Below are 20,686 nucleotides of genomic sequence, written 5' to 3'. Positions count from 1 at the left end.
TTTCACAGGCGTAATTAAGCGTGATCATCATTCGATATCTGGTACGGGAAACCTTCAAGAGCCAGGTGGCCATTCTGTTCATCCTGTTACTGATTTTTTTCTGTCAGAAACTGGTGCGGATACTGGGCGCGGCCGTGAACGGCGACATCCCGACCAATCTGGTTTTATCCTTGCTGGGGCTCGGTGTGCCTGAGATGGCGCAACTGATTTTACCTCTGAGTCTTTTCCTCGGGCTGCTGATGACCTTCGGTCGGCTTTACGCTGAAAGTGAAATCACCGTGATGCATGCCTGCGGGCTCAGTAAAAACGTGTTGCTGAAAGCAGCACTGGTGCTGGCATTGCTGACGGCGTCGCTGGCTACCGCCAACGTGCTGTGGCTAAGCCCCTGGTCGTCACGCCATCAGGACGAGGTGCTGGCGGAAGCGCGTGCCAACCCCGGCATGGCTTCGCTGGCGGAAGGGCAGTTCCAGCAGACGCAAGACGGCAACTCGGTGCTGTTTGTCGGCAAGGTCAATGGCGGCGATTTTGAACGGGTTTTTCTGGCGCAACTGCACCCGCGTGAGAACACCCGCCCGTCGGTGGTCGTGGCGGATAAAGGTACGGTAGCGGCGCGTGGCGACGGTTCCCAGGTGGTGACGCTCAGCAAAGGCACCCGTTATGAAGGCACGGCGATGCTGCGTGATTTCCGTATCACCGATTTTATCAACTATCAGGCCATTGTCGGCTATCAACAGGTGGCGGTTGATCCCACTAACGTTGAGCAGATGAGCTTCAAAACGCTGTGGCGTTCATCCGATATTGCCGCCCGCGCTGAATTCCACTGGCGACTGACGTTGATTTTCTCCGTGCTGATGATGGCGGTGATGGTGGTGCCACTGAGTGTGGTGAACCCCCGTCAAGGGCGTGTGCTGAGTATGCTGCCGGCAATGCTGTTGTATCTGGTGTTTTTCCTGTTACAGAGTTCGCTGCGTTCTAACGCGGGCAAGGGCAAGCTCGACCCGATGGTATGGATGTGGCTGACCAATCTGGTCTATCTGTCGCTGGCCGTCCTGCTGAACCTGTGGGATAGCGTACCGGTGCGTAAAATCCGCGCCAGCCTGAAATCGGGCCATCGCCAGAACGTAGAAGGAGCGGCCTGATATGTTTCGCGTACTGGACCGCTATATCGGTAAAACCATTTTCAACACCATCATGATGACGCTGTTCATGCTGGTGTCCCTCTCCGGCATCATCAAATTTGTCGATCAGCTGCGCAAAGTTGGGCAGGGCGGCTACTCCGTGGCAGGGGCCGGGCTTTATACGTTGCTGAGCGTGCCGAAAGACATCGAGATCTTCTTCCCGATGGCGGCGCTGCTGGGCGCGCTGCTGGGGCTGGGCGCACTGGCTACCCGCAGTGAACTGGTGGTGATGCAGGCTTCCGGCTTTACCCGGTTGCAAATTGCGGGCTCCGTCATGAAAACCGCCATTCCGCTGGTGCTGCTGACGATGGCTATCGGTGAATGGGTGGCACCGGCGGGCGAACAAATGGCGCGTAACTACCGTTCACAGATGATGTACGGCGGTTCGATGCTGTCGACCCAAAGCGGCTTGTGGGCGAAAGACGGTAACGACTTTGTCTATATCCAGCGCGTTGCGGGAGACAATGAGCTACAGGGCGTCAACCTCTATCACTTTGACAAGCACAGCAAACTGTTGTCAGTGCGCTATGCTGCCTCGGCCGTATATGAGAACGGCAGTTGGAAACTGTCTCAGGTTGAAGAATCCGACCTGAACGACAGTAAACAGATTGGCGGCAGCCAGACGGTGAGCGGCGAATGGAAAACCAACCTGACGCCGGACAAACTCGGCGTGGTAGCGCTCGATCCTGACGCGCTCTCTATCCGTGGCTTGTACGACTACATTAAGTACCTGCGCCAGAGTGGGCAGGAAGCGAACCGTTACCAGCTCAACATGTGGAGCAAGCTCTTTGCGCCGCTGTCTGTGGCGGTGATGATGCTGATGGCACTGTCGTTCATCTTCGGCCCGCTGCGAAGCGTACCGGCGGGTATGCGAATCGTCATCGGTATCAGCTTCGGCTTTCTGTTTTACGTGCTGGACCAGATCTTCGGCCCGCTCAGTCTGGTGTACCACATTCCGCCGGTGCTGGGGGCGTTGTTGCCGAGCGCGTTGTTCCTGTTCATTAGCGTTATGCTGCTGCTAAAACGGCGCTAATCTCACTTTTCACGAAACGGGCGGGCTATAACAGCGCGCCCGTTTTTTTATCTGTATCACACGTCCGACGCTGTAAAACTGCTGCCACGGCAACACATTACTGCGCTAAAAACACCCTAACGGCGATTTTTTCAGCGCTTGCAACGCCAGACGACGGATTAGGGTTGCACCGAGCCCGCACAACGGTATAATCCACCACGTTTTCCGCAAAGTACTACTTCGTGCCGAAGTGGCGAAATCGGTAGACGCAGTTGATTCAAAATCAACCGTAGAAATACGTGCCGGTTCGAGTCCGGCCTTCGGCACCAACAGTATATAATAGACGTCAACCGACGTCTTTTTTTATGCCTGAAATCCAGTATTTACCCGCCTTTCCCGCTATATTCATTCTCTCAGGGTCAACCGACATCCATGTGCATCTACCAACAGTTGTTGGTACAGATGATGGTATTTTCGGTTCGATAATGCTTATACCAACGGGGAGGAGATAAGTATGGCGCTCACTGATATCAAAGTCAGAACAGCCAAGCCTTCGGATATGACATCAAGGTAGAGGTTTGTGGGCATGGCTTCAGGACGATGGCCTGTAGCTCGCTTATCGAGTCGGGCTTATGGTCGATTGACGCGGTAGAACGCCATATGGAGTGTAACTCGGTACGAGCGGCCTACATCCACAAAGCCGAGCACCTGGACGAACGCAAACTGATGCTGCAATGGTGGGCGGATTTCCTCGATGCGAATCGGGAGAAGGCGGTGAGTGCGTTTGATTTTGGGAAGTTATTGGCAGGCTAATTCATAATAAATAACAGGTTGTAACGCTGGAAAACGTTACAACCTAATAAAGTAGAATTATTAAAAGATCTATTTTTTTGAATATTATTGTGACCTATAAGACTATATACACACGCTGGTCAGGGAGGAAGCACGTATGACGCCAGAAGCTAAGGCACGCCAGCACATCGATGCAAAACTCGAGCAAGCCGGTTGGGTCATTCAGGATATGAAGCAACTGAACTTGGCGGCAGGGCTGGGTGTCGTGGTACGTGAGTTCCCCACCGATACAGGGCCTGCGGATTATGTGTTGTTTGTAAACCGCGCCATGGTCGGTGTGATTGAGGCCAAAAAGGATAGTGCTGGTGAAAATATCACGGTGACTGAAACCCAGACCGAGCGCTACGCCACCGCAAATTTGAAATGGCGAAAAGACACAGCACCGCTACGCTTTTTGTTCCAGGCCACCGGGCAGATCATCCGTTTCACCGATAATGCCGACCCCTCTCCACGCTCGCGCGAGATATTCCACTTCTTCAAACCGGAAACCTTGGCAACCTGGCTGGGTCAGCCAGACACCTTACGACGCCGGTTGGCCGAGCAGATGCCCGCCTTGCCAGAGCGAAATCTGCGCGACTGTCAAATCAGCGCAGTCAGCGGGTTGGAAGCCTCATTGGCCAAAAACAAACCTCGCGCCTTGGTGCATATGGCCACGGGGGCAGGCAAAACCTTTACCGCTATTACCTCGGTGTACCGTTTGCTGAAATTCGGTGGCGCAAAGCGCATTCTGTTTCTGGTTGATACCCGCAACCTCGGCAAACAGGCCCATCAAGAGTTTATGGCCTACACACCACCAGATGATGGCCGCAAGTTTACCGAGCTCTATAACGTACAACGCTTGGCCTCTCCGAATATTGATCCTCATGCCCAGGTCTGCATCAGCACCATACAGCGTATGTATTCCATCTTGAGTGGCGAACCGATTGACGAATCCGCCGAAGATATATCGCTCAATGAGGTCCAACAAACCACCAAGCAAGAGAAGCTGGTGCGCTACAACCCTGCCGTGCCGGTAGAGACCTTCGACTTTATCATCATCGATGAATGCCACCGCAGCATCTACAACCTGTGGAAGCAGGTGCTCGATTACTTCGATGCCAGCCTGGTTGGTCTGACCGCTACCCCTGATAAACGAACCTTCGGCTTTTTTAACGAGAATATCGTAGCCGAATACACCTACGAGCAATCGGTGGCCGATGGCGTCAACGTCGGGTATGACGTCTACGAAATCGAAACAGAAATCACCAAGAAAGGGGCGGAGTTAAAAGCCAAGGTGTGGGTGGACCACCGCGACCGGCAAACACGCAAGAAGCGATGGAGTGAAACCGAGGAGGATACAATTTACTCCGGCAAAGAGCTGGATCGCTCCGTGGTCAACGTCAGCCAAATCAGGAAAGTGATCCTGGCGATGAAAAACGCGGTGGAAAACCAGATATTTCCTGCCCGTAAAGAACCCCCTAAGACGCTAATTTTTGCCAAAACCGACAGCCACGCCGACGACATCATCAATATGGTGCGTGAGGTCTATGGTCAGGGAAATGCCTTCTGCAAGAAGGTGACTTACCGGGCCGAAGAGGATGCCGACAGTATCCTCAGCAGTTTTCGCAATGACTACAACCCACGAATCGCCGTCACCGTGGATATGATTGCCACCGGCACCGATGTCAAACCACTGGAAGTGCTGCTGTTTATGCGGGATGTGCGCAGCAAGGGTTACTACGAACAGATGAAAGGCCGTGGGGTACGTTCGCTTGATGGCAATGGGCTAAAGCGCGTGAGCAACAGTGCCGACGGTGCAAAGACCCGCTTTGTGCTGATCGATGCCGTGGGTGTCGAAAAATCCCTCAAAACCGAGAGTCGCCCGCTGGAGAGGCGACCTACTGTCTCGTTAAAAAATCTGCTGCAAGGCGTGGCAATGGGCTGTCGGGATGATGATACTGTACTGTCGCTTGCCAATCGACTGATTCGTCTAGCCAAACAGTTGGATAACAAGGTTCAGGCGCGAATTGAAAAAATCGCTGGTGGCCAGAGCGTTAGCGCTCTCGGCAAAGGATTGCTCGCTGCACTCGATCCTGATGCCATCGTTGCCGCCGCCCTGGAAACTGCCCATGCGCAAGGAATCACCCGCAGCGAGGAGACCCTGCTACCCGAGGAGATCGCCATTGCTCGGGCGGTACGAGTGGCACAGGCCTGCGCCCCCTTTGATAAACCCGAACTGCGCGATGCCATCGAGAATGCCCGCCGTGAACGGGAGCAACTGATCGACCATCTCAACCTGGATCAAGTGACCTTCGCCGGTTTCTCCGAACAGGCAGAGACCGAAGCTAAGGCCAATATCGCCGGTTTTATCGACTACATCGCCCAGCATAAGGACGAAATAGCCGCACTTAGCTTCTTCTACCAGCAACCCTACCAGCGGCGGGCGCTGACCTTTGATATGATCGAGGAGTTGCACGAACATCTGGCCAAGCCGCCATTAATGCTGACCACAGAACGACTGTGGGGAGCCTATGCGCGAGTCCAGGCCAACCAGGTCAAGGGGGTGGAGCGTAAACGTCAGCTTACCGATCTGGTCTCGCTGGTCCGCTTTGCGCTGGGGCTGGAGAGTGAACTTAAACCCTTTGCCGATGAGGTGGACAAGCGCTTTCAGGGCTGGATTTTCCGCCACAATGCCCAGCGTGCCAGTGCCTTTACCCCGGAACAGACTGAGTGGTTACGCCTGATTAAAGAGCATATCGCCAGCAGTTGCAGCATTCAACGCGATGACTTCGACTACGCCGAACTGGCTGATAAGGGAGGGTTACAGAAGGCATGGCAACTATTTGGTAAGGAGTTGGATACCTTGATAAATGAAATGAATAAGGAATTGGTGGCGTGAGTACATTGCCAAAGGCATGGATTGAGATTGAGCTAAGTGAAATTGCCAATATCATTCGAGGCGTCACATACAAGAAAGAGCACTCAACAAACATAGCTCAGGATGGTTTTTTACCTGTTATTCGAGCTACGAACATCACTGGATCAGCACTTCATTTAGACGAGCTGGTTTATGTCCCTGCTGAAAATATATCCAATGAGCAGATTTTACAGCCTGGTGACATAGTAATCGCTTCGTCCAGCGGTAGTAAAGAGATCGTTGGCAAGGCTGGCGCATTCTCCGATGGAAATTTTGTTGGATCCTTTGGTGCTTTTTGTACCGGGATCCGACCTTCAATTTTCCTATCAGCGGATTATTTTGGCTACTACTTCCAGACACCATCATATCGCAAGTCAGTCTCGGAACTTTCAGCTGGTTCAAATATTAACAATCTCAAGACCCGTGACTTAGCTTCTCAGCGTTTCCCACTGCCCCCATTTGCTGAACAAAACCGCATCGTCACCAAACTTGAAGAGCTACTGACGGATCTCGATGCAGGCGTGGCCGAGCTTATGACTGCCCAGAAAAAACTAACCCAGTATCGCCAGTCACTGCTCAAAGCCGCCGTTGAAGGGGCGCTAACTGCGCAGTGGCGAGAGAACAACCCAGCGACCGAAAGCGGCGCTCAACTGCTGGAGCGCATTCTGCTGGAGCGCCGTGCACGATGGGAAGCCAAGCAGTTGGCCAAATTTGCCGAACAGGGCAAGACGCCACCCAAGGGGTGGCAGAAGAAATACCCGGAGCCAGTACAACCCGATACCACCGATTTACCGCAACTGCCGGAAGGGTGGGTGTGGGCAAGTGTGCAACTACTGGGCGATGTACAATTGGGGCGTCAACGCTCTCCTGAGAAAATGAAAGGAATATCTCCAACGCCATACATTCGAGCGGCCAACATAACTGAGGCAGGGATCGACCTTGACGATGTGTTGGAAATGGATTTTTCCGAGCAGGAAAGAAATGTTTTTCAACTGCAAGCTGGTGATGTTCTTTTAACAGAGGCATCTGGTAGTGCTGAACACGTTGGGCGTCCAGCAATTTGGCCAAACATCGATGGGCTGTATTGCTTCCAAAACACTGTTTTGCGTTTCAAGCCCCAATGCGTCAGCTCTGAGTTCGCTTTCTATTCTTTCTTGGCGATGCAAAAACTTGGGGTTTTTAGCAAGCTATCAGGCGGTGTCGGGATTAATCACTTGAGTGCAGGAAAGTTCTCGAAACTACCTCTTGCTTTACCAGCATCAAGCGAACAAGCAGTTATTGTCAAAACACTTAAATCACAGCTGGCTGGTGTTGAAGAACAACATTTGGCGATAGCCCTCGCCCTAAACCAGTCTGTAGCTCAACGCCAAAATATTCTACGTGCCGCATTCTCTGGACAATTAGTACCGCAAGATCTCAATGATGAACCCGCCAGCGTGTTGCTGGAACGCATTCGCGCCCAGCGGATGGAACAGGCGAAACAGCCTAAACCTCGCAAGACCAAGAAAAAGGAGAGCAGCACAGTGGCTCGCAAATTAGCCGATGTACTCACCGAGGCAGGAGACTGGCTGCCAGCACAAGAGGCTTTTCGCCGCTGTGGGATTGCCGATGGTGCGCAGACCGAAAAAATTGAAGCACTGTATGCCGAATTACGCGAGCTGGATAAAAATAAACAGCTGTTAGTCGACGTAGTCACGGATGAGAACGGTCGAAAAGTTACTGATCGCTTAAAATGGGTGGGTTAAATAATGCGCCTAGATAAGCTCACCATAGGTAGTGCCAAGGAGAGCCCTACCCATCAATTCAAAAACCTGAAAAATGTCACAATCGATTTTGATGAAGAACATTGGGTCACTGTGGTAATTGGTTGGAACGGCACCGGAAAATCCAATGTGCTGGAAGCATTGGCTATCATCTTTCGAGATTTGATCGCCCAAAAACGCACACCCGCTTTTGCTTTTCAGCTGGCTTATCGCATGGGCGCTGACGAAAATCTGCGCCACATTCACATTGATGCCGACCCGGATCGTGAGAAAGAGCCTTTCGTAATCCATGTTGCAACGGATTTGCAGGCCCGTGGTGAGGGAACTCTGATTCCATTCATCGAGGGTGAGGAAACAGTGTCAGCCTTGCGTGGTAACGCCATTAAGCTCACAGCCTTCTTGAATGCAGACAGTGAGTATCTACCTCGCTATGTATTCAGTTACTACTCTGGTGAAAGCCCGCGTATGCATGAGGTGTTTCGCCCCTACCTGGAAAGCTACGATAGCAAGCTGCGTAACGGCGAAGACCCTGGTTTAAAGCGGTTATTCTATGCCATGCCGGTGCATAGTCAGTTCGTTTTGCTTGCATTTTTGATTCAACAGTCTGACGTGGTGAGGGCATTCCTTGATGACCACTTGGGGCTTGATCCAGATGAAGGAATTGAGTCAGTGCTCTTTGTGTTGCGTCAGCCACCTTGGAAGTCCAAGGCCGCAGATGGCGACCCTCGTTTCTGGAATGCTCGCGGCGTGGTTCGTGATTTCTTATCACGCCTCTATGACATCGCCTTGGCGCCGATTGGAGTATCTCGACGGGTATCGACCTCCATTTGGAACAAAGAAACCCTGCAGTTTAAGTATCTCTATGTGAAGGATATTGAGGCGCTGCGGCGCTTGGTCGGTGATCAAGCTCCGGCCCAGTTTTTTCGGGATTTGGAAAGCACCTATGTTTCAGAGTTGATTGAAGAAGTTCGCATCAAAGTTCGTCTGAAGAAAAACGATGGTAGTGTGACCTTTCGCGAGCTCAGTGAAGGAGAGCAGCAGTTGCTCACCGTCCTCGGCCTGCTCCGCTTTACCGCAGAAGATGAAAGCCTGTTCCTATTGGATGAGCCTGACACGCACTTAAACCCCCGCTGGAGTGTGGATTACATCTCATATCTCAAGCAGTTCATTGCGAGCGGCACTAACCAGGAAGAGACCAGTCATATCCTGCTCACAACTCACAATCCTCTAGCCATTGCCGAACTGGATCGAGAGCAAGTACAAATCTTGCGGATGAGCAAAGAGAATGAACAACGCCGGATCGTGGCTTGTTACCCAGAGATGGCACCACGAGGTACGGGTTACGCGGCAATTGTGACCAGCGATATGTTCGGTATTGCATCGTCATTGGATCAACCAACACAGTTGCTTTTGGAAACACAACGAGCATTTGCCGCTAAATCGCGCCTCTCTGCAGATGAACAGCAAGAACTCGATAGCATCAACGCACAACTAAATCGCCTTGGCTTTCGGTTTTTCCATCCTGATGACGAATATTCACGCTATTTGCGACTTCGCAATGACATCCTTATGGCTCGCTTTACGGTTACAGAACCAAGGGAGCTAGCGGATAGAGTGGTTGCTATGAGCCGGATCGAGCGGGAGGCGCTTGCGACCGCGCTGATTGAAAAGCTGATGGCTGACGATGATGAGCAGATGGATAAGGTCGATCCATGAGATATATTGATATTGATGAATTAGTATTGCCAGATGGATGGTTAGAAAAAGCGGCTACTGCCTCTGCTGCTGTTGCTGCGGGAGCTAAACCAGACGATCATTCAGCCGTTTGGCGCGAACTCAAGGATGCTTTGGCTGACCTATTTCCCAATAAAAAATGCTGGTACTGCGAGTCTCCAGTTGATCGCGCGGACAATGCAGTTGACCACTTTCGCCCTAAAGGAAAGGTGAGTGATGCAGCACACCCACATAACGGATATCGCTGGTTAAGTTTTGAACCTAAAAATTATCGTTATGCATGCACTTTCTGTAACAGTCTGCGCAAAGACGTTGAAAATGGGAATGTAGGAGGCAAAGCAGATCGTTTTCCACTGATTGTTGAAGCGAACCGTCTTTATGCTCCAGGCCCATTGACACAGGAAAAACCCACCTTACTCGATCCCTGCGAACTGAACGACTGGGAACTAATAGGATGCAAACAGGAAAATGGGAAACCGTGTCCGACAAGCACAGACCAATTAAAAAAATATAGAGCTGAAGTATCTATTTCTATTTATCACCTCGACTATGAACCCACTTGCAAGCAGCGACATGCTGCTGCAGTGAGTCTTATGGCTGACATTGCACTAGCAAAGCAACTTTTCGGGCAACCGGGAATGGATGCTCTCTTCACTAACGTTGCGAAAAAAATAAAACGTGCAATCAGCCTCAAGGCTCCTTTCAGTGGGGATATGATTTTTCTATTGAGGGGACAACGAGACGCAGCTCATCCCTGGATTCAAATGTTGTTGGAACTCTGAAATGAACGCAAGCACCCTAGTCCAGAAACTCTGGAACTTCTGTAACACCCTGCGCGATGATGGCGTCGGCTATGGCGACTATCTGGAGCAGCTCACCTATCTGTTGTTTTTAAAGCTGGCACACGAATATGCACAAGAGCCCTATAACCACGCCACCAAAATCCCCAAAGGCTATGACTGGAGCAGTTTGAGTAGCAAAACTGGCGAGCCGTTAGAGGCGCATTACCTTTCTACTCTGCACAAACTGGGGCAGGAGCCGGGTATGCTGGGGGCTATCTTCTTCAAGGCACAGAACAAGATCCAAGATCCAGCCAAGCTCTCTCGTTTGGTTCAACTCATTGATGCGGAAAACTGGATCAGCTTGGATGCGGATACCAAAGGCGATCTCTACGAAGGTCTGCTGCAAAAGAATGCTGAAGACACCAAGAGTGGTGCCGGTCAGTACTTTACCCCCCGTGCCATTATTCAAGCCATAGTTGCCTGTATGCAGCCCGAGCCGATGAAAACCATCGCCGATCCGGCCTGTGGCACGGGGGGATTCTTTCTGGTCGTCAATGAATGGTTATCCGGTACAGGTCACTGGCTGCAAGAAAACGCTGGTTGGTTGCAGCGTGAAACTCCTAAGCTCAATAGGACACAAGCGCGCTTTTTGCGTGAAGGGACCTTCTACGGTAACGAGATAGTTTCCAGCACTCGCCGCATGTGTCTGATGAACCTATTTTTGCACAATATCGGCGAGCTGTATGGCGAACCGGCGATAGAGCGTTCCGATGCCCTGATCTCAGAGCCAAAAATTAAGGTTGATTATGTGCTGGCCAATCCACCGTTTGGCAAAAAGAGCAGCATGACCATTACCAATGAAGAGGGTGATGAAGATCGTGATGCGCTGACTTACGAGCGCCAGGATTTCTGGGAAACCACCTCCAACAAGCAGCTTAACTTCCTGCAGCATATCGTTAGCATGCTGAAGCTGGATGGCAAGGCAGCAGTAGTACTGCCTGATAACGTACTGTTTGAAGGTGGGGCAGGCGAAAAGATCCGCCGGAAATTGCTGGAAGACTGCGATGTGCACACCATACTGCGTCTGCCCACCGGCATCTTTTACGCTCAAGGTGTGAAGGCGAACGTCGTCTTTTTCGATGCCAAACCTAAAGATGGGAAAATCCATACCAAGGGGGTCTGGTTCTACGACCTGCGCACTAACAAGCATTTCACCCTGAAAACTCGCACGCTCAAGCTAAACGATCTTCAGGATTTTGTGACCTGCTACAACCCGAAAAATCGACATGAACGGCAGGAGACCGAACGCTTTAAGTTCTTCAGTTACGAGGAACTGATGGCGCGGGATAAAGCCAGCCTCGATATCTTCTGGCTAAAAGATGACAGCTTGGACAACTTCGATGATTTGCCTCCGCCAGAGGTTTTACAGCACGAGATTATTGAGCATTTAGAGGCTGCGTTAGTCTCTTTTCGTGAAGTGGCTAATGGGTTACAAGTCGAATTTAGAGATAAATAGTTAAATCAGAAATAGCCAGTCATCCGCTTATTATGGATGACTGGCTCTAAGATATTTGAATCGGCACGGGTTAAATGTCATCTACAGTGTGACTTTTAAACCTTCGTTGATATTTAACACAGAATCGTCAACTTAACTAAGACATTATCCTCTAAACACCTGCCCCCGATGCCATTCCACAAACTGCTCCAGCGGGTAATACTCCCGTTTTTTAGGCAGAAACAGCGGTTTTCCTTCAAAATCCCAGAACAGGCGCTCGACAATCTTGCTGCCGTTAACGCCATCAGAAACCATCAATTTCATTTCGTCAGTAATACCGATAACTCCGATATCAAAGGCGGAATGGTGTACCGAGCATAAGGCTAGCCCATTGGTTACGGTACAAGGGCCATGTAGGTATCCCTGCAAACCGAACCATTCACGCTTAGAGTACTTACTGCATACAGGTTATGTCTCCCTGAGGGGATCGTTATGCCCAAAGTACGATTCGCGTAGCAACAGACTATTGCTGTTCTAAAGTCCGTTGGACATACCTCAAGGATGTCTGCCGCGAAACAATCTGATCAACCCCACCAAAAATCCCCCGCAGATAGCATGCAGTGGTTTGCGTTATGGACTAACTTCATTACCATGTCGGCATTTTGTATTCGTAGCTTCCGGTGATGGGCCGGTGGGCGTCAGCTAGAGGAACCGTGTTGTCTCCTTCTCACACTTCCCAGACCTATTGGATGAACAAAAAACGGGCGGCGATCCTGTTTTCCGGTATGTTGCTGAGCGCATTTTTGGTGATCAGCTGGAGCAGTTATCAGGTGGCGCGCCATTCTCTGTTCGATGAGATTTCAGAAAGCTCGCTGCCGCTGACCAGCGACAATGTCTATTCCGAAATTCAGCGCGACCTGCTGAATCCCATTTTTATTTCGTCGCTGATGGCGCACGACACCTTCGTGAAAGACTGGGTGCTGTCCAATGAAACGGATCCGCAGGCGATGATCCGCTATCTTCGGGAGATCGATCGGCGTTTTAATACGGTGGTTTCCTTTTTCGTTTCCAATAATACCCACCGCTATTACGACCCAGAGAAGATAAACCATACGCTTTTAGAAACTTCTCCTGAAGATAAGTGGTTTTTTGATATCAGGGATGAAAAGGATAACGACCCTTACGATATTGAGATCGGTGTCGATCCCGAAAATCGCACCCGGATGGATATTTTTATCAATTATAAGGTGTTCGATTATAGCGGTAACTTTATTGGGGTGACCGGTGTGGGTTTGCCGGTGCAGCGGGTTACTCAACTGATTGAAACGTATGAACAGCGTTATAACCGCACCATCTACCTTATTGATGAAGATGGCGATGTGATGTTGCACAGCAAGGCGTTTCATCGTGCGTCGAATATTCACCAACAGCCGGGGTTACAGTCGCTGGCAACCCAGGTGCTGACCTCGCCGGGCGGCAGCTATCGCTACTCGTTGAATGGCGAAAATATCTTTTTGAACACCCGCGTTATTCCGGAGTTCGGCTGGAAGTTGATGGTGGAGCAGAACAGCGGGCCGCACGACAGGCAGTTATGGCTCACGCTGCTGAAAAATACCGGCATCAGTATTACGGCCAGCGTCGCCATGTTGTTGCTGATCTGGCTGACTATCGGTGCATACCAGCGGCGGCTTGAGCTGATGGCCACCACCGATAAACTGACCGGCCTGATGAACCGACAAGCGTTCGAATACATTTTTCGGACCTTGCGGATGAAACAATCAGCGCAGCAACGGTCGTTCTCGATCATTCTGATCGACCTGGACTTTTTTAAGAAAATTAACGATCAGTACGGGCATCACATCGGTGATCGGGTGTTGGTGAGAACCGCACGATTGATCCAGCGGGCGATTCGTAAAACAGATTCCGCCTGCCGCTGGGGGGGCGAAGAGTTCGTGCTGCTGCTGGGCGATTGTTCGCTGCATCAGGCTCATCGCGTCGCGGAGAAGATTCGTCAGGCCGTTCACTTTGCGCTGGTGTCGCATCGCCATCAGGTGATTAACCTGACCATCAGTTGCGGTGTTGCGGAATCTAATCCCGGTGAAAGCATCGACCATCTGGTACAACGCGCCGACAAGGCGCTGTATCAGGCCAAGCGTCAGGGGCGTGATCAGGCGGTGATGGCCGAATGAATAACCGGCTGAAAAATCAGGGCTGTAACGGTAATCAGAGCCAGACGTGACAACACCTTAACGCCTGGCTCCATGTCCCAATAGCCTGCCGGGTCAACCGGTCAGGCTAGTCCGCCTGTTCATACTTTTCGTCCCACGATTTGAATCATGTTGAAATACGCCCCCGCTCCGGCTTCCATGATGGGAACCATCATTTCCTGAGCCAGCGTGCATGGCATAAAGTCATCCCAGGCCTGCTGGCATGAGTCCATTTCACGTAGCTGGAGGATTTCTATGCCGGGTTCTTTTTCCCAGAGCGTTCTCCACCAGTGGCAGGAATAGAAGTACCAGTCCGGTGTCCAGAACGGTTTGACGACCTCGGGCAGGTTCCCTTCCGAGTAGTCTTGTATAAATCCGGGAACCGCCACCGCAATCAGCCCGTTGGGTTTCACAAACGGCAGCATTTTCGCCAGCATACTGTCGTTACTGCCGAAGTATTGCCAGGCATCGACGCTGATGATCATGTCAAAGTATTCCTGCGCGAAGGGGATCTCTTTGGTGACGTCCAACAGCAGCGGAATGATGTGGGAATCAACCCCCTGACTGGCGAACCGCCTGGCGTTTTCGGTCGGGGTTATCCATAAATCGGCGGCAAACACCGTGACATCGTACTTTTTCGCCAGCAGGATGGATGAAATGCCTTTCCCACAACCCAGATCAAGGATGCGCATGCCGGGGGTGATGGGGAGCTGTGCGGCCATTTCCTCCGTAATGCGCATGGCATTTGGCCCCATCATGGTGTCCAGAAGAAAAGCGTTGTCATAGCTATCGGTAAACGGAGTAGTTAATGGCGTCGTTATAGACATAATATTACCTGTACCTTAGCGGTTATCGGGCTGGGGCGAACGTGTAAGGTGTGTTGTTCGTGACGAGATAAATGCATACTGGAAACCTGTTACTCATCATAGGCAAAAACACACCAACACCCGCAGGTGTCTGCGTCACGTTTTAGCACAGCGATAATCAGCCAAGCCTGCAATGGCCGGTAGGCTGATTATCGGATGATGACATTCTCCAGCATCAACGCCTCGGTATGACTCGGTAGAGTGGGAAGGGGGTTGCGTCTAAACGCTAACATCTGCGGATGGTTAAAAAAGGCGTCCACAGCACAAAAATGTGATTTCAGGTAAGGTTACCCGGTGCGGTGTTGTCGCTCACCCTGCCATGTTGCGGCCCTCTGGGGAGCGTTGCCATTATCGAATCAATGTAGAGAGGGAATTATGCGTACTGTCTCAGCCTGTCATGCGGCCTATCGGGATGACATCGCAGACCTGATAACCCGTCGTCCGGTGCCCGGCCCGGGCGTACCGCAGGTGGATCCTTTTTTGTTTTTGAATCACCACGGTCCACAAGTGTATTCCCCCAATAACCAGGGGTTACCGTTCGGGCCACATCCTCACCGTGGGTTTGAAACCGTCACCTTTATTCTGGAAGGGTGCCTGGCGCACCGTGACAGCGGCGGGCATGAAAGCATTATCAACGCGGGTGGCGTGCAGTGGATGACGGCCGGTTCCGGTTTGGTTCACTCTGAACTGTCGCCGGACGACTTCAAACGTCAGGGCGGGGCGATGGAGATCCTGCAACTGTGGGTGAATTTGCCCGCTCGCCTGAAAATGACCTCACCCCGTTATATCGGGCTGCAACGGGACGATATTCCCCGCGTGCCGTTGGCATCAGGGCAGGGGGATATTCAGTTGATTTCCGGGGTGTATGCCGGGGTGACCGGACCTATCCCCTCGCTGACGGGTGTGTTTATGTCGGTGGTGCAATTGAATGCGGGGGCGGAGGTCGCGTTACCTGCGCCACAGGGAAACAACGTGTTCTTATACGTGGTGCGCGGTGCGGTGAACATCGCCGGAACCCCGGTTTCAGCGTGGAATTTGGTGGAAATGCATGATGATGGTGATGCCGTTGTCATCAACGCGACAGAAGGGGCGGTGCTGCTGTTTGGGTATGCGGAGCCGATAGAGGAACCCGTCGTCTCTTACGGGCCGTTCGTGATGAACACGCGTGAAGAGATCCAGCAAGCGATAGCGGATTACCACGCCGGGAAGTTTGATGGGGAAATGGCCTGAATGGCCGTCTGATAACCCCAAACAACGGCTCACAACCCGTTATGTGCCCTGCCAATAACAGCGGTGATGTTCCGATGCACCGCTGTATCAGAGTAAGCGATTAAGGTAGACGACCCGGCATGGCGCTTGTTGGATGCCAGAGCCGTTGCATCACGCAGGGTGGCAGATGCGCTGCGACGTTACGCGTGACGTGCCGTTACACCGCGTAGAGCGGGATAGGTTCTTTTGCCTGCGGCACCGCGTGGGCGTGGCGTTCCGCCTGTTCACAGATTTCCAGCAGTGCCGGGATCAGGTGCGCAGCGGCATTCAGGCTGGCACCCAACTGATAACGCTGTTCGGGGCTGATGTCAGCACCGTCTTGCAGCCGGTCGCCAAGTTCACTCAGCCCGTGGCACAACCCGGAAACGGATTCCGCAGCGATAGCGCTAAGGTCACAAAGCTGGGCCTCATCAAGCTGGTGGAGCGGCAGGCTGGCGATCAGCTCGCGGAAAAGGGTGATGCTGCTGTCAGTGGGAGTGGTGTGGTTGTCCGTCATGATTAAGTCTTCCATTGCTAGATGTTTATGTCGCCACACCTTCAGGTTCCAAGCTAAAGATGTGGCCCAGACAGGGTTGGAACACCGGATCTAGCGACCGGCCAACCTTGCGGTTGCCCTGCCTGAGCCACGGATAAAGAGTGTGCACGTAGCCCCTGAAAAAACAAAGCGTTTTCCAGTTCCAGATATTCGGGGTTCCACGCCCGGCTGCGGATGTGGCCGCAGCACAGACACTCTATGCCAGCCGCTAATCGGGTGAAAGAGGCTGGATGGATTTACAGTATAGTTGCGGCACGTTTTGGAATCGCGCTCGCAAAAAGTGGTGTTTATGGACTTTTGACTTGTTAACCCTACAGCAGGGTGCTTTATTGATTCTTTATTTCCTTTTCTGAGAAAAGTATTCCCGCATTGATTTGTAATCGTATACAACGATTGTTTAATTCCCCTCTGATATAGATTTGAGTTGAAATTTATATCAGAGGATATTTTTATGTTAAATTCGAGTAATCCTTATATAGTCACATCTGCAAATAATTCTGGCGTTTATCAGGCTACTATCCAAGATATAGTACAGGCTGGTTCACCAACGATTACGAGGGTAGGTTTTATTAATGGTCATTCCAATGCATATTTTTTGTCGTGGGGGAATAACACTTTTACTCAAGGTCTGATTGATCTCAATAATAAGGATATTGAATATTTCTTTACTGCTGATTTTAGCGGCTGTAGCTTATGGTGCCGTAGAGAACAGGATAGTTTATTATTTCGGCATGAGGCAAGAACAACCCCAATTGCCCACCAGAAGCATTTGGATGACGGATATCATTTGATATTTGACAGTAACCGACCTGATGTTCAAGTTGAGCTCCTCGAAGATGATGGGGAGCCATTGCTTAGGAATGCGAAGTACTATGTGATCTTTGCGGAAGTACTTCGTTCGATAGACCTGGATTTTATTAGTTTGAAGTTCTACATTCAGCATATCTATAATCAAAAAAATATGCAGAGTGGAAATGAAATTTATCAGTTGCTGTCATGCAATGAAGTGATTTTTAATTGATGCTATTACAGTATATTTTAAATCTGTGATTTTTTTGACTAAAATGGATGCTTTTAGTTTCAGCGCTAAACCACCTCCTTGGGAGGTGGTGATTGTTTCAGTCGTGCTTCCACTGGAAATCCTTTAGTTATGCATTTTTGTTTGCTCCAGTGTAGTGACGCCCACCCAACTCCCCATTCCCCACCCGTTTTTCCCTATTTGCCGCCGGGGGGATTTTCCCGTGCCGAATTATGGTGTGAAGACATCTATCTGTCGGGAGAACACCATGAAAGGCTACCATGTAAAAGAACAGCATCGCCGTAAATCCTGGGTGCGTGACACCAACACCGATGCGGAAGTGGCATCACTGACTTATCTGCCTGAATTGCTGAGCGCATTGGGGCTGGCGATGCCGGTACCGCCGTCGGTGATCACCCGTGATATTGAGGGGGAAACCTTTTTCGATATTCTCTACCGGTGTGATTTCAATGCCCGGCAAAACATCCATCAAATTGAGAAGATATTTTCGGTTAAAGAGGCGTTTACGCCTGAATGGGTGCCCGGTGCCGACCTGGCGTTGCCGGTGCTGGCGCAGGAAAACCACCTGGTGTCTGACAACCATTATCTGTTGCTGGGGTTGGATTTATTTTCCGCCGTCGAGCAGGGTGAACTTCGCCTTTCGCCGCAAGGCTGGGGGGACAACCACCTGACCGGTAAGGATATGTCGGCAAGCGAGTTTCTGGAACTGAAACCCCGGCCGGTTTGCCTTTATGCTGGTGTGCTGCACGGTGATGCTGGCCAGCCGTTGTCGCCGCAGCAATTGCTGGGGTGGCTGGAACGCATGCGTCAGGTACACGGTCAGCCTTCCTCAACCATGGTGCTACTGGCTCCGGTGGCTGAAGTGTCTGGGTTTAGCGGCTGGTTCGGCCTGTATCAGCACAAAGACGTCACCGGGAAGGCCTTGCAGTGGCAAAGCCTGTCGATGCTGGCACAAGACGCGCATTTCTGGGAGGCAATGAAGGCAACCGGGTTAGCGCACAATGTGTATGTCAGTAGTATGGGGGCCAGTACCGCTTATCGTGGGTAAATCGTCCCGACACTTTCCAGATGTTTTTCTTCCGGCAGGGGCGTGCTGAGCGCCCCGTCTTCAACGCTTGCGGCAGCGCTCGAAGGGCTTGGCAAGGTGAGGGTGGATAGCCAGACCCACACCATCCTCGGTAATACCACCGGTGCCAGGATGCCTTTAATGGCATACTGGCGCCCAGCTGATGGCGGGGGAAACCTTAGCTGAGGCGGCGCTGTTTGCCAGTGGCTATGCGGCCGTCTGCGTGGAGAGCATCGGGTCGCGTTATCACTGGTACAGAAAGCGGCATAGCTGAAACGCCATAAAAATCATGTAGCAGCCGATCAGTGAGTCAATGATGCGCCAGGTAACGGGCCGAGCGAAATAACGCGAGCAGGCAGCGGCCGTGTAGCCGATGGTATAAAACCAGAGCAATGAGGCGCTGACCGTCCCGGCCAGATAAAACGGCTTCAGGTCAGGGGCGATGCCGGAAGAAATACCGCCGATAATCACCACCGTATCCAGATAGACATGCGGGTTTAGCAGGCTGACCGCCAGACTGGCGCTGATCACCGTGCGTCGGCGCAGACCATCCGCCTGCGTGGTGACCGTCAGTTGGTGGTTGCCGAGCCAGGCGCTTTTCAGCGCGTTATAGCCATACCACAGCAGAAACAGCACCCCGGCGAGCGTCAGTGTGGTGATCGCCGGTTTACTGTCGTTAATGATTTTCCCCAGGCCCAGCACGCCGAGCGTCATCAGCACCAGGTCGCATAAAAAACATATTGTACTGACCCAAAACACATGCTCCCGACGCATCCCCTGACGTAATACGAAGGAATTTTGCGCGCCGATCGCGACGATCAAACCGGCACCGGTCATCAAGCCGGTAATAAAAACAGGTAACGGCATGGCTTCTCTTTCATCACAGATAAATCAAATAATAACAATAGGTTGAGCGGCATTGCCGCCCAGTCCTGTACTCGAGGGGGATAATGGATAACTTTCGGTGATAAGGCCAATGAATAGATTTAATCTGTAATTAGTCAGGCTAATACATTACATCTGTTCGTGTTTCCCGAAGAGATGTTTGCGGTGGTGACGAATGTGCTCAAGTTTAGGGTGATGGTGTGGGTCTGTTGGCAAGTGTAATTGCTTGCCTTCGTATTGCTCGAACTGGTTTTGTACTATCTCGCTGCTCAGCATTTTGAGGCGCGGCGAGAGCATTAACTCCAGGTGGTCGTTAAACCCGATCAACCCTTTGTCAAAGGCTTTGTCGTGCAGTGCAGACAAGCACAACCCGTTGCTGGGGTCTAAACGGTGCTCGGCGATGTCTTTCCACGGCCGAATATGGCTGGCAATCAATAAAATCGGTTCTTCCAGCCCGGTAATGCAGCAGCGTTCGTCGTAGGCTTTCAACACCCGTTTGCGAAACTGTTGCTGACCCACGCGCACGGTGGTGATGGCCATACGTTCGTGTCCGTAGTAGTCGGGCGGCGTGACGTCGAGGGCGTGCTGCGAGGTGTCATCCGGCGCGGTTAACGCCGTGATAGCCTGTTGGCATTGCTGCTCAAAGGCTTGTGGGTCACGCTCCAGTTCCTGCCACAGTTCCCTGTCGGCTTTGGAGGCTTGGCTTAATCCCGTACGCCCAGAGTCGATGATGACTGGGTCCAGACTGGCGATGTTCACCAGTTTCATTGCTAGCGCGGAAGGCGTTCTGCCAATCAGCTTGGCGTAGTCGATGATCTCGGGGTTGCGCGAATGGAGTTTGCCGAATGGGAGTCGGCTGTACAGCGTAAAGGCAACCAATAACTGATCGCGTGTCCAGAGTGTGGAGACTGCCATGCATTTTCCCGCGAGTTAACGCATCACGTTAGTTGATGCGTTAACTATGCCAGGTGGCGATATAAAAATCATGGAGTTCATCAGCCGCACGGAGCACGATTTGACGAGTGCTTCAATTGCGCCTGCCAGCCAAACCCAGTAGGGTAACAGGTACAAAAAACGTGCGGCGGATAGCCTGCCGTGCCTCCCACG

16 protein-coding genes, 1 tRNA gene and 1 pseudogene are annotated in these 20,686 nt (G+C 51.7%); 13 read left to right on the top strand and 5 right to left on the bottom strand.

All coding sequences use genetic code 11. From position 1 onward, the window contains the following. The first annotated feature begins 20 nt into the window (after window positions 1-20). The 9 genes and pseudogenes from lptF to FGI04_RS16630 all read left to right on the top strand — a co-directional run bounded on the left by lptF (window position 21) and on the right by FGI04_RS16630 (window position 11,733). Window positions 21-1,139: an LPS export ABC transporter permease LptF gene (gene lptF, locus FGI04_RS16670; RefSeq protein ID WP_407274858.1), complete on the top strand. Its 1,119-nt coding sequence runs from the start codon at window positions 21-23 to the stop codon at window positions 1,137-1,139. Between the two features lies 1 nt (window position 1,140). Next, the gene (gene lptG / locus FGI04_RS16665; protein WP_038903144.1) at window positions 1,141-2,211 is read left to right on the top strand and encodes an LPS export ABC transporter permease LptG; all 1,071 of its coding nucleotides are present in this window, start codon (window positions 1,141-1,143) and stop codon (window positions 2,209-2,211) included. Between the two features lie 223 nt (window positions 2,212-2,434). Beyond that, a tRNA-Leu gene (locus tag FGI04_RS16660) sits at window positions 2,435-2,519 on the top strand. Between the two features lie 217 nt (window positions 2,520-2,736). Then, window positions 2,737-3,003, top strand: a pseudogene (locus FGI04_RS16655) (integrase); the annotation flags it as partial. A 136-nt stretch (window positions 3,004-3,139) separates the two neighbouring features. Beyond that, the gene (locus FGI04_RS16650; protein WP_407337016.1) at window positions 3,140-5,920 is read left to right on the top strand and encodes a type I restriction endonuclease subunit R; all 2,781 of its coding nucleotides are present in this window, start codon (window positions 3,140-3,142) and stop codon (window positions 5,918-5,920) included. Continuing rightward, window positions 5,917-7,683 carry a restriction endonuclease subunit S gene (locus FGI04_RS16645; RefSeq protein ID WP_407337015.1) on the top strand — a complete coding sequence of 589 codons (1,767 nt, stop codon included), beginning with the start codon at window positions 5,917-5,919 and terminating at the stop codon, window positions 7,681-7,683. Before FGI04_RS16650 ends, FGI04_RS16645 begins: the two co-directional genes overlap by 4 nt. Before the next feature lie 3 nt (window positions 7,684-7,686). After that, a complete protein-coding gene (locus FGI04_RS16640) occupies window positions 7,687-9,417 on the top strand; it encodes an AAA family ATPase (protein ID WP_407340062.1) in 1,731 nt (576 codons plus the stop codon). Then, window positions 9,414-10,217, top strand: a complete 804-nt coding sequence (locus tag FGI04_RS16635; RefSeq protein ID WP_407337012.1) for an HNH endonuclease family protein — start codon at window positions 9,414-9,416, stop codon at window positions 10,215-10,217. Before FGI04_RS16640 ends, FGI04_RS16635 begins: the two co-directional genes overlap by 4 nt. A 1-nt stretch (window position 10,218) precedes the next feature. After that, on the top strand, window positions 10,219-11,733 hold the full coding sequence (locus FGI04_RS16630; protein ID WP_168364807.1) for a class I SAM-dependent DNA methyltransferase: 1,515 nt from the start codon (window positions 10,219-10,221) through the stop codon (window positions 11,731-11,733). Window positions 11,734-11,877: 144 nt separating this feature from the next. On the opposite strand, the gene FGI04_RS16625 is transcribed toward FGI04_RS16630, so the two are convergent. Continuing rightward, on the bottom strand, window positions 11,878-12,141 hold the full coding sequence (locus tag FGI04_RS16625) for an HNH endonuclease (RefSeq protein WP_496111681.1): 264 nt from the start codon (window positions 12,139-12,141) through the stop codon (window positions 11,878-11,880). A gap of 320 nt (window positions 12,142-12,461) precedes the next feature. On the opposite strand from FGI04_RS16625, the gene FGI04_RS16620 reads away from it, so the two are divergent. Then, entirely contained in the window at window positions 12,462-13,901 is a 1,440-nt protein-coding gene (locus tag FGI04_RS16620) for a sensor domain-containing diguanylate cyclase (protein WP_407337011.1), read from the top strand. A 119-nt stretch (window positions 13,902-14,020) separates the two neighbouring features. On the opposite strand, the gene FGI04_RS16615 is transcribed toward FGI04_RS16620, so the two are convergent. Then, on the bottom strand, window positions 14,021-14,746 hold the full coding sequence (locus FGI04_RS16615) for an SAM-dependent methyltransferase (RefSeq protein ID WP_342698909.1): 726 nt from the start codon (window positions 14,744-14,746) through the stop codon (window positions 14,021-14,023). A 414-nt stretch (window positions 14,747-15,160) separates the two neighbouring features. On the opposite strand from FGI04_RS16615, the gene FGI04_RS16610 reads away from it, so the two are divergent. Continuing rightward, on the top strand, window positions 15,161-16,015 hold the full coding sequence (locus tag FGI04_RS16610) for a pirin family protein (protein WP_407337010.1): 855 nt from the start codon (window positions 15,161-15,163) through the stop codon (window positions 16,013-16,015). 196 nt (window positions 16,016-16,211) lie between these two features. On the opposite strand, the gene FGI04_RS16605 is transcribed toward FGI04_RS16610, so the two are convergent. After that, window positions 16,212-16,550, bottom strand: coding sequence for a hypothetical protein (locus FGI04_RS16605; RefSeq protein ID WP_342698907.1), 339 nt, complete (start codon window positions 16,548-16,550; stop codon window positions 16,212-16,214). Between the two features lie 490 nt (window positions 16,551-17,040). On the opposite strand from FGI04_RS16605, the gene FGI04_RS16600 reads away from it, so the two are divergent. Together FGI04_RS16600 and FGI04_RS16595 are read left to right on the top strand one after the other, a co-directional pair. After that, entirely contained in the window at window positions 17,041-17,610 is a 570-nt protein-coding gene (locus tag FGI04_RS16600) for a hypothetical protein (protein ID WP_342698906.1), read from the top strand. Window positions 17,611-17,875: 265 nt separating this feature from the next. Continuing rightward, the gene (locus FGI04_RS16595; protein WP_342698905.1) at window positions 17,876-18,676 is read left to right on the top strand and encodes a hypothetical protein; all 801 of its coding nucleotides are present in this window, start codon (window positions 17,876-17,878) and stop codon (window positions 18,674-18,676) included. 264 nt (window positions 18,677-18,940) lie between these two features. On the opposite strand, the gene FGI04_RS16590 is transcribed toward FGI04_RS16595, so the two are convergent. Further along, a complete protein-coding gene (locus FGI04_RS16590; protein WP_407322168.1) occupies window positions 18,941-19,561 on the bottom strand; it encodes a LysE/ArgO family amino acid transporter in 621 nt (206 codons plus the stop codon). Between the two features lie 147 nt (window positions 19,562-19,708). Then, complete coding sequence (locus tag FGI04_RS16585; RefSeq protein WP_407274443.1) at window positions 19,709-20,494, bottom strand: HNH endonuclease; 786 nt, start codon at window positions 20,492-20,494, stop codon at window positions 19,709-19,711. Between the last annotated feature and the right edge of the window lie 192 nt (window positions 20,495-20,686).

Source organism: Dickeya ananatis (assembly GCF_019464615.1).
Taxonomy (GTDB): domain Bacteria; phylum Pseudomonadota; class Gammaproteobacteria; order Enterobacterales; family Enterobacteriaceae; genus Dickeya; species Dickeya oryzae.
This window is presented reverse-complemented; position numbering and strand designations above follow the sequence as displayed.

Coding starts and splice junctions, on each gene's coding strand:
- FGI04_RS16640 (WP_407340062.1), top strand. CDS start 7,687: ATGCGCCTAGATAAGCTCACCATAGGTAGTGCCAAGGAGAGCCCTACC.
- FGI04_RS16600 (WP_342698906.1), top strand. CDS start 17,041: ATGTTAAATTCGAGTAATCCTTATATAGTCACATCTGCAAATAATTCT.
- FGI04_RS16615 (WP_342698909.1), bottom strand. CDS start 14,746: ATGTCTATAACGACGCCATTAACTACTCCGTTTACCGATAGCTATGAC.
- FGI04_RS16630 (WP_168364807.1), top strand. CDS start 10,219: ATGAACGCAAGCACCCTAGTCCAGAAACTCTGGAACTTCTGTAACACC.
- FGI04_RS16650 (WP_407337016.1), top strand. CDS start 3,140: ATGACGCCAGAAGCTAAGGCACGCCAGCACATCGATGCAAAACTCGAG.
- FGI04_RS16585 (WP_407274443.1), bottom strand. CDS start 20,494: ATGGCAGTCTCCACACTCTGGACACGCGATCAGTTATTGGTTGCCTTT.
- lptG (WP_038903144.1), top strand. CDS start 1,141: ATGTTTCGCGTACTGGACCGCTATATCGGTAAAACCATTTTCAACACC.
- FGI04_RS16620 (WP_407337011.1), top strand. CDS start 12,462: ATGAACAAAAAACGGGCGGCGATCCTGTTTTCCGGTATGTTGCTGAGC.
- FGI04_RS16635 (WP_407337012.1), top strand. CDS start 9,414: ATGAGATATATTGATATTGATGAATTAGTATTGCCAGATGGATGGTTA.
- FGI04_RS16595 (WP_342698905.1), top strand. CDS start 17,876: ATGAAAGGCTACCATGTAAAAGAACAGCATCGCCGTAAATCCTGGGTG.
- FGI04_RS16590 (WP_407322168.1), bottom strand. CDS start 19,561: ATGCCGTTACCTGTTTTTATTACCGGCTTGATGACCGGTGCCGGTTTG.
- FGI04_RS16605 (WP_342698907.1), bottom strand. CDS start 16,550: ATGACGGACAACCACACCACTCCCACTGACAGCAGCATCACCCTTTTC.
- FGI04_RS16610 (WP_407337010.1), top strand. CDS start 15,161: ATGCGTACTGTCTCAGCCTGTCATGCGGCCTATCGGGATGACATCGCA.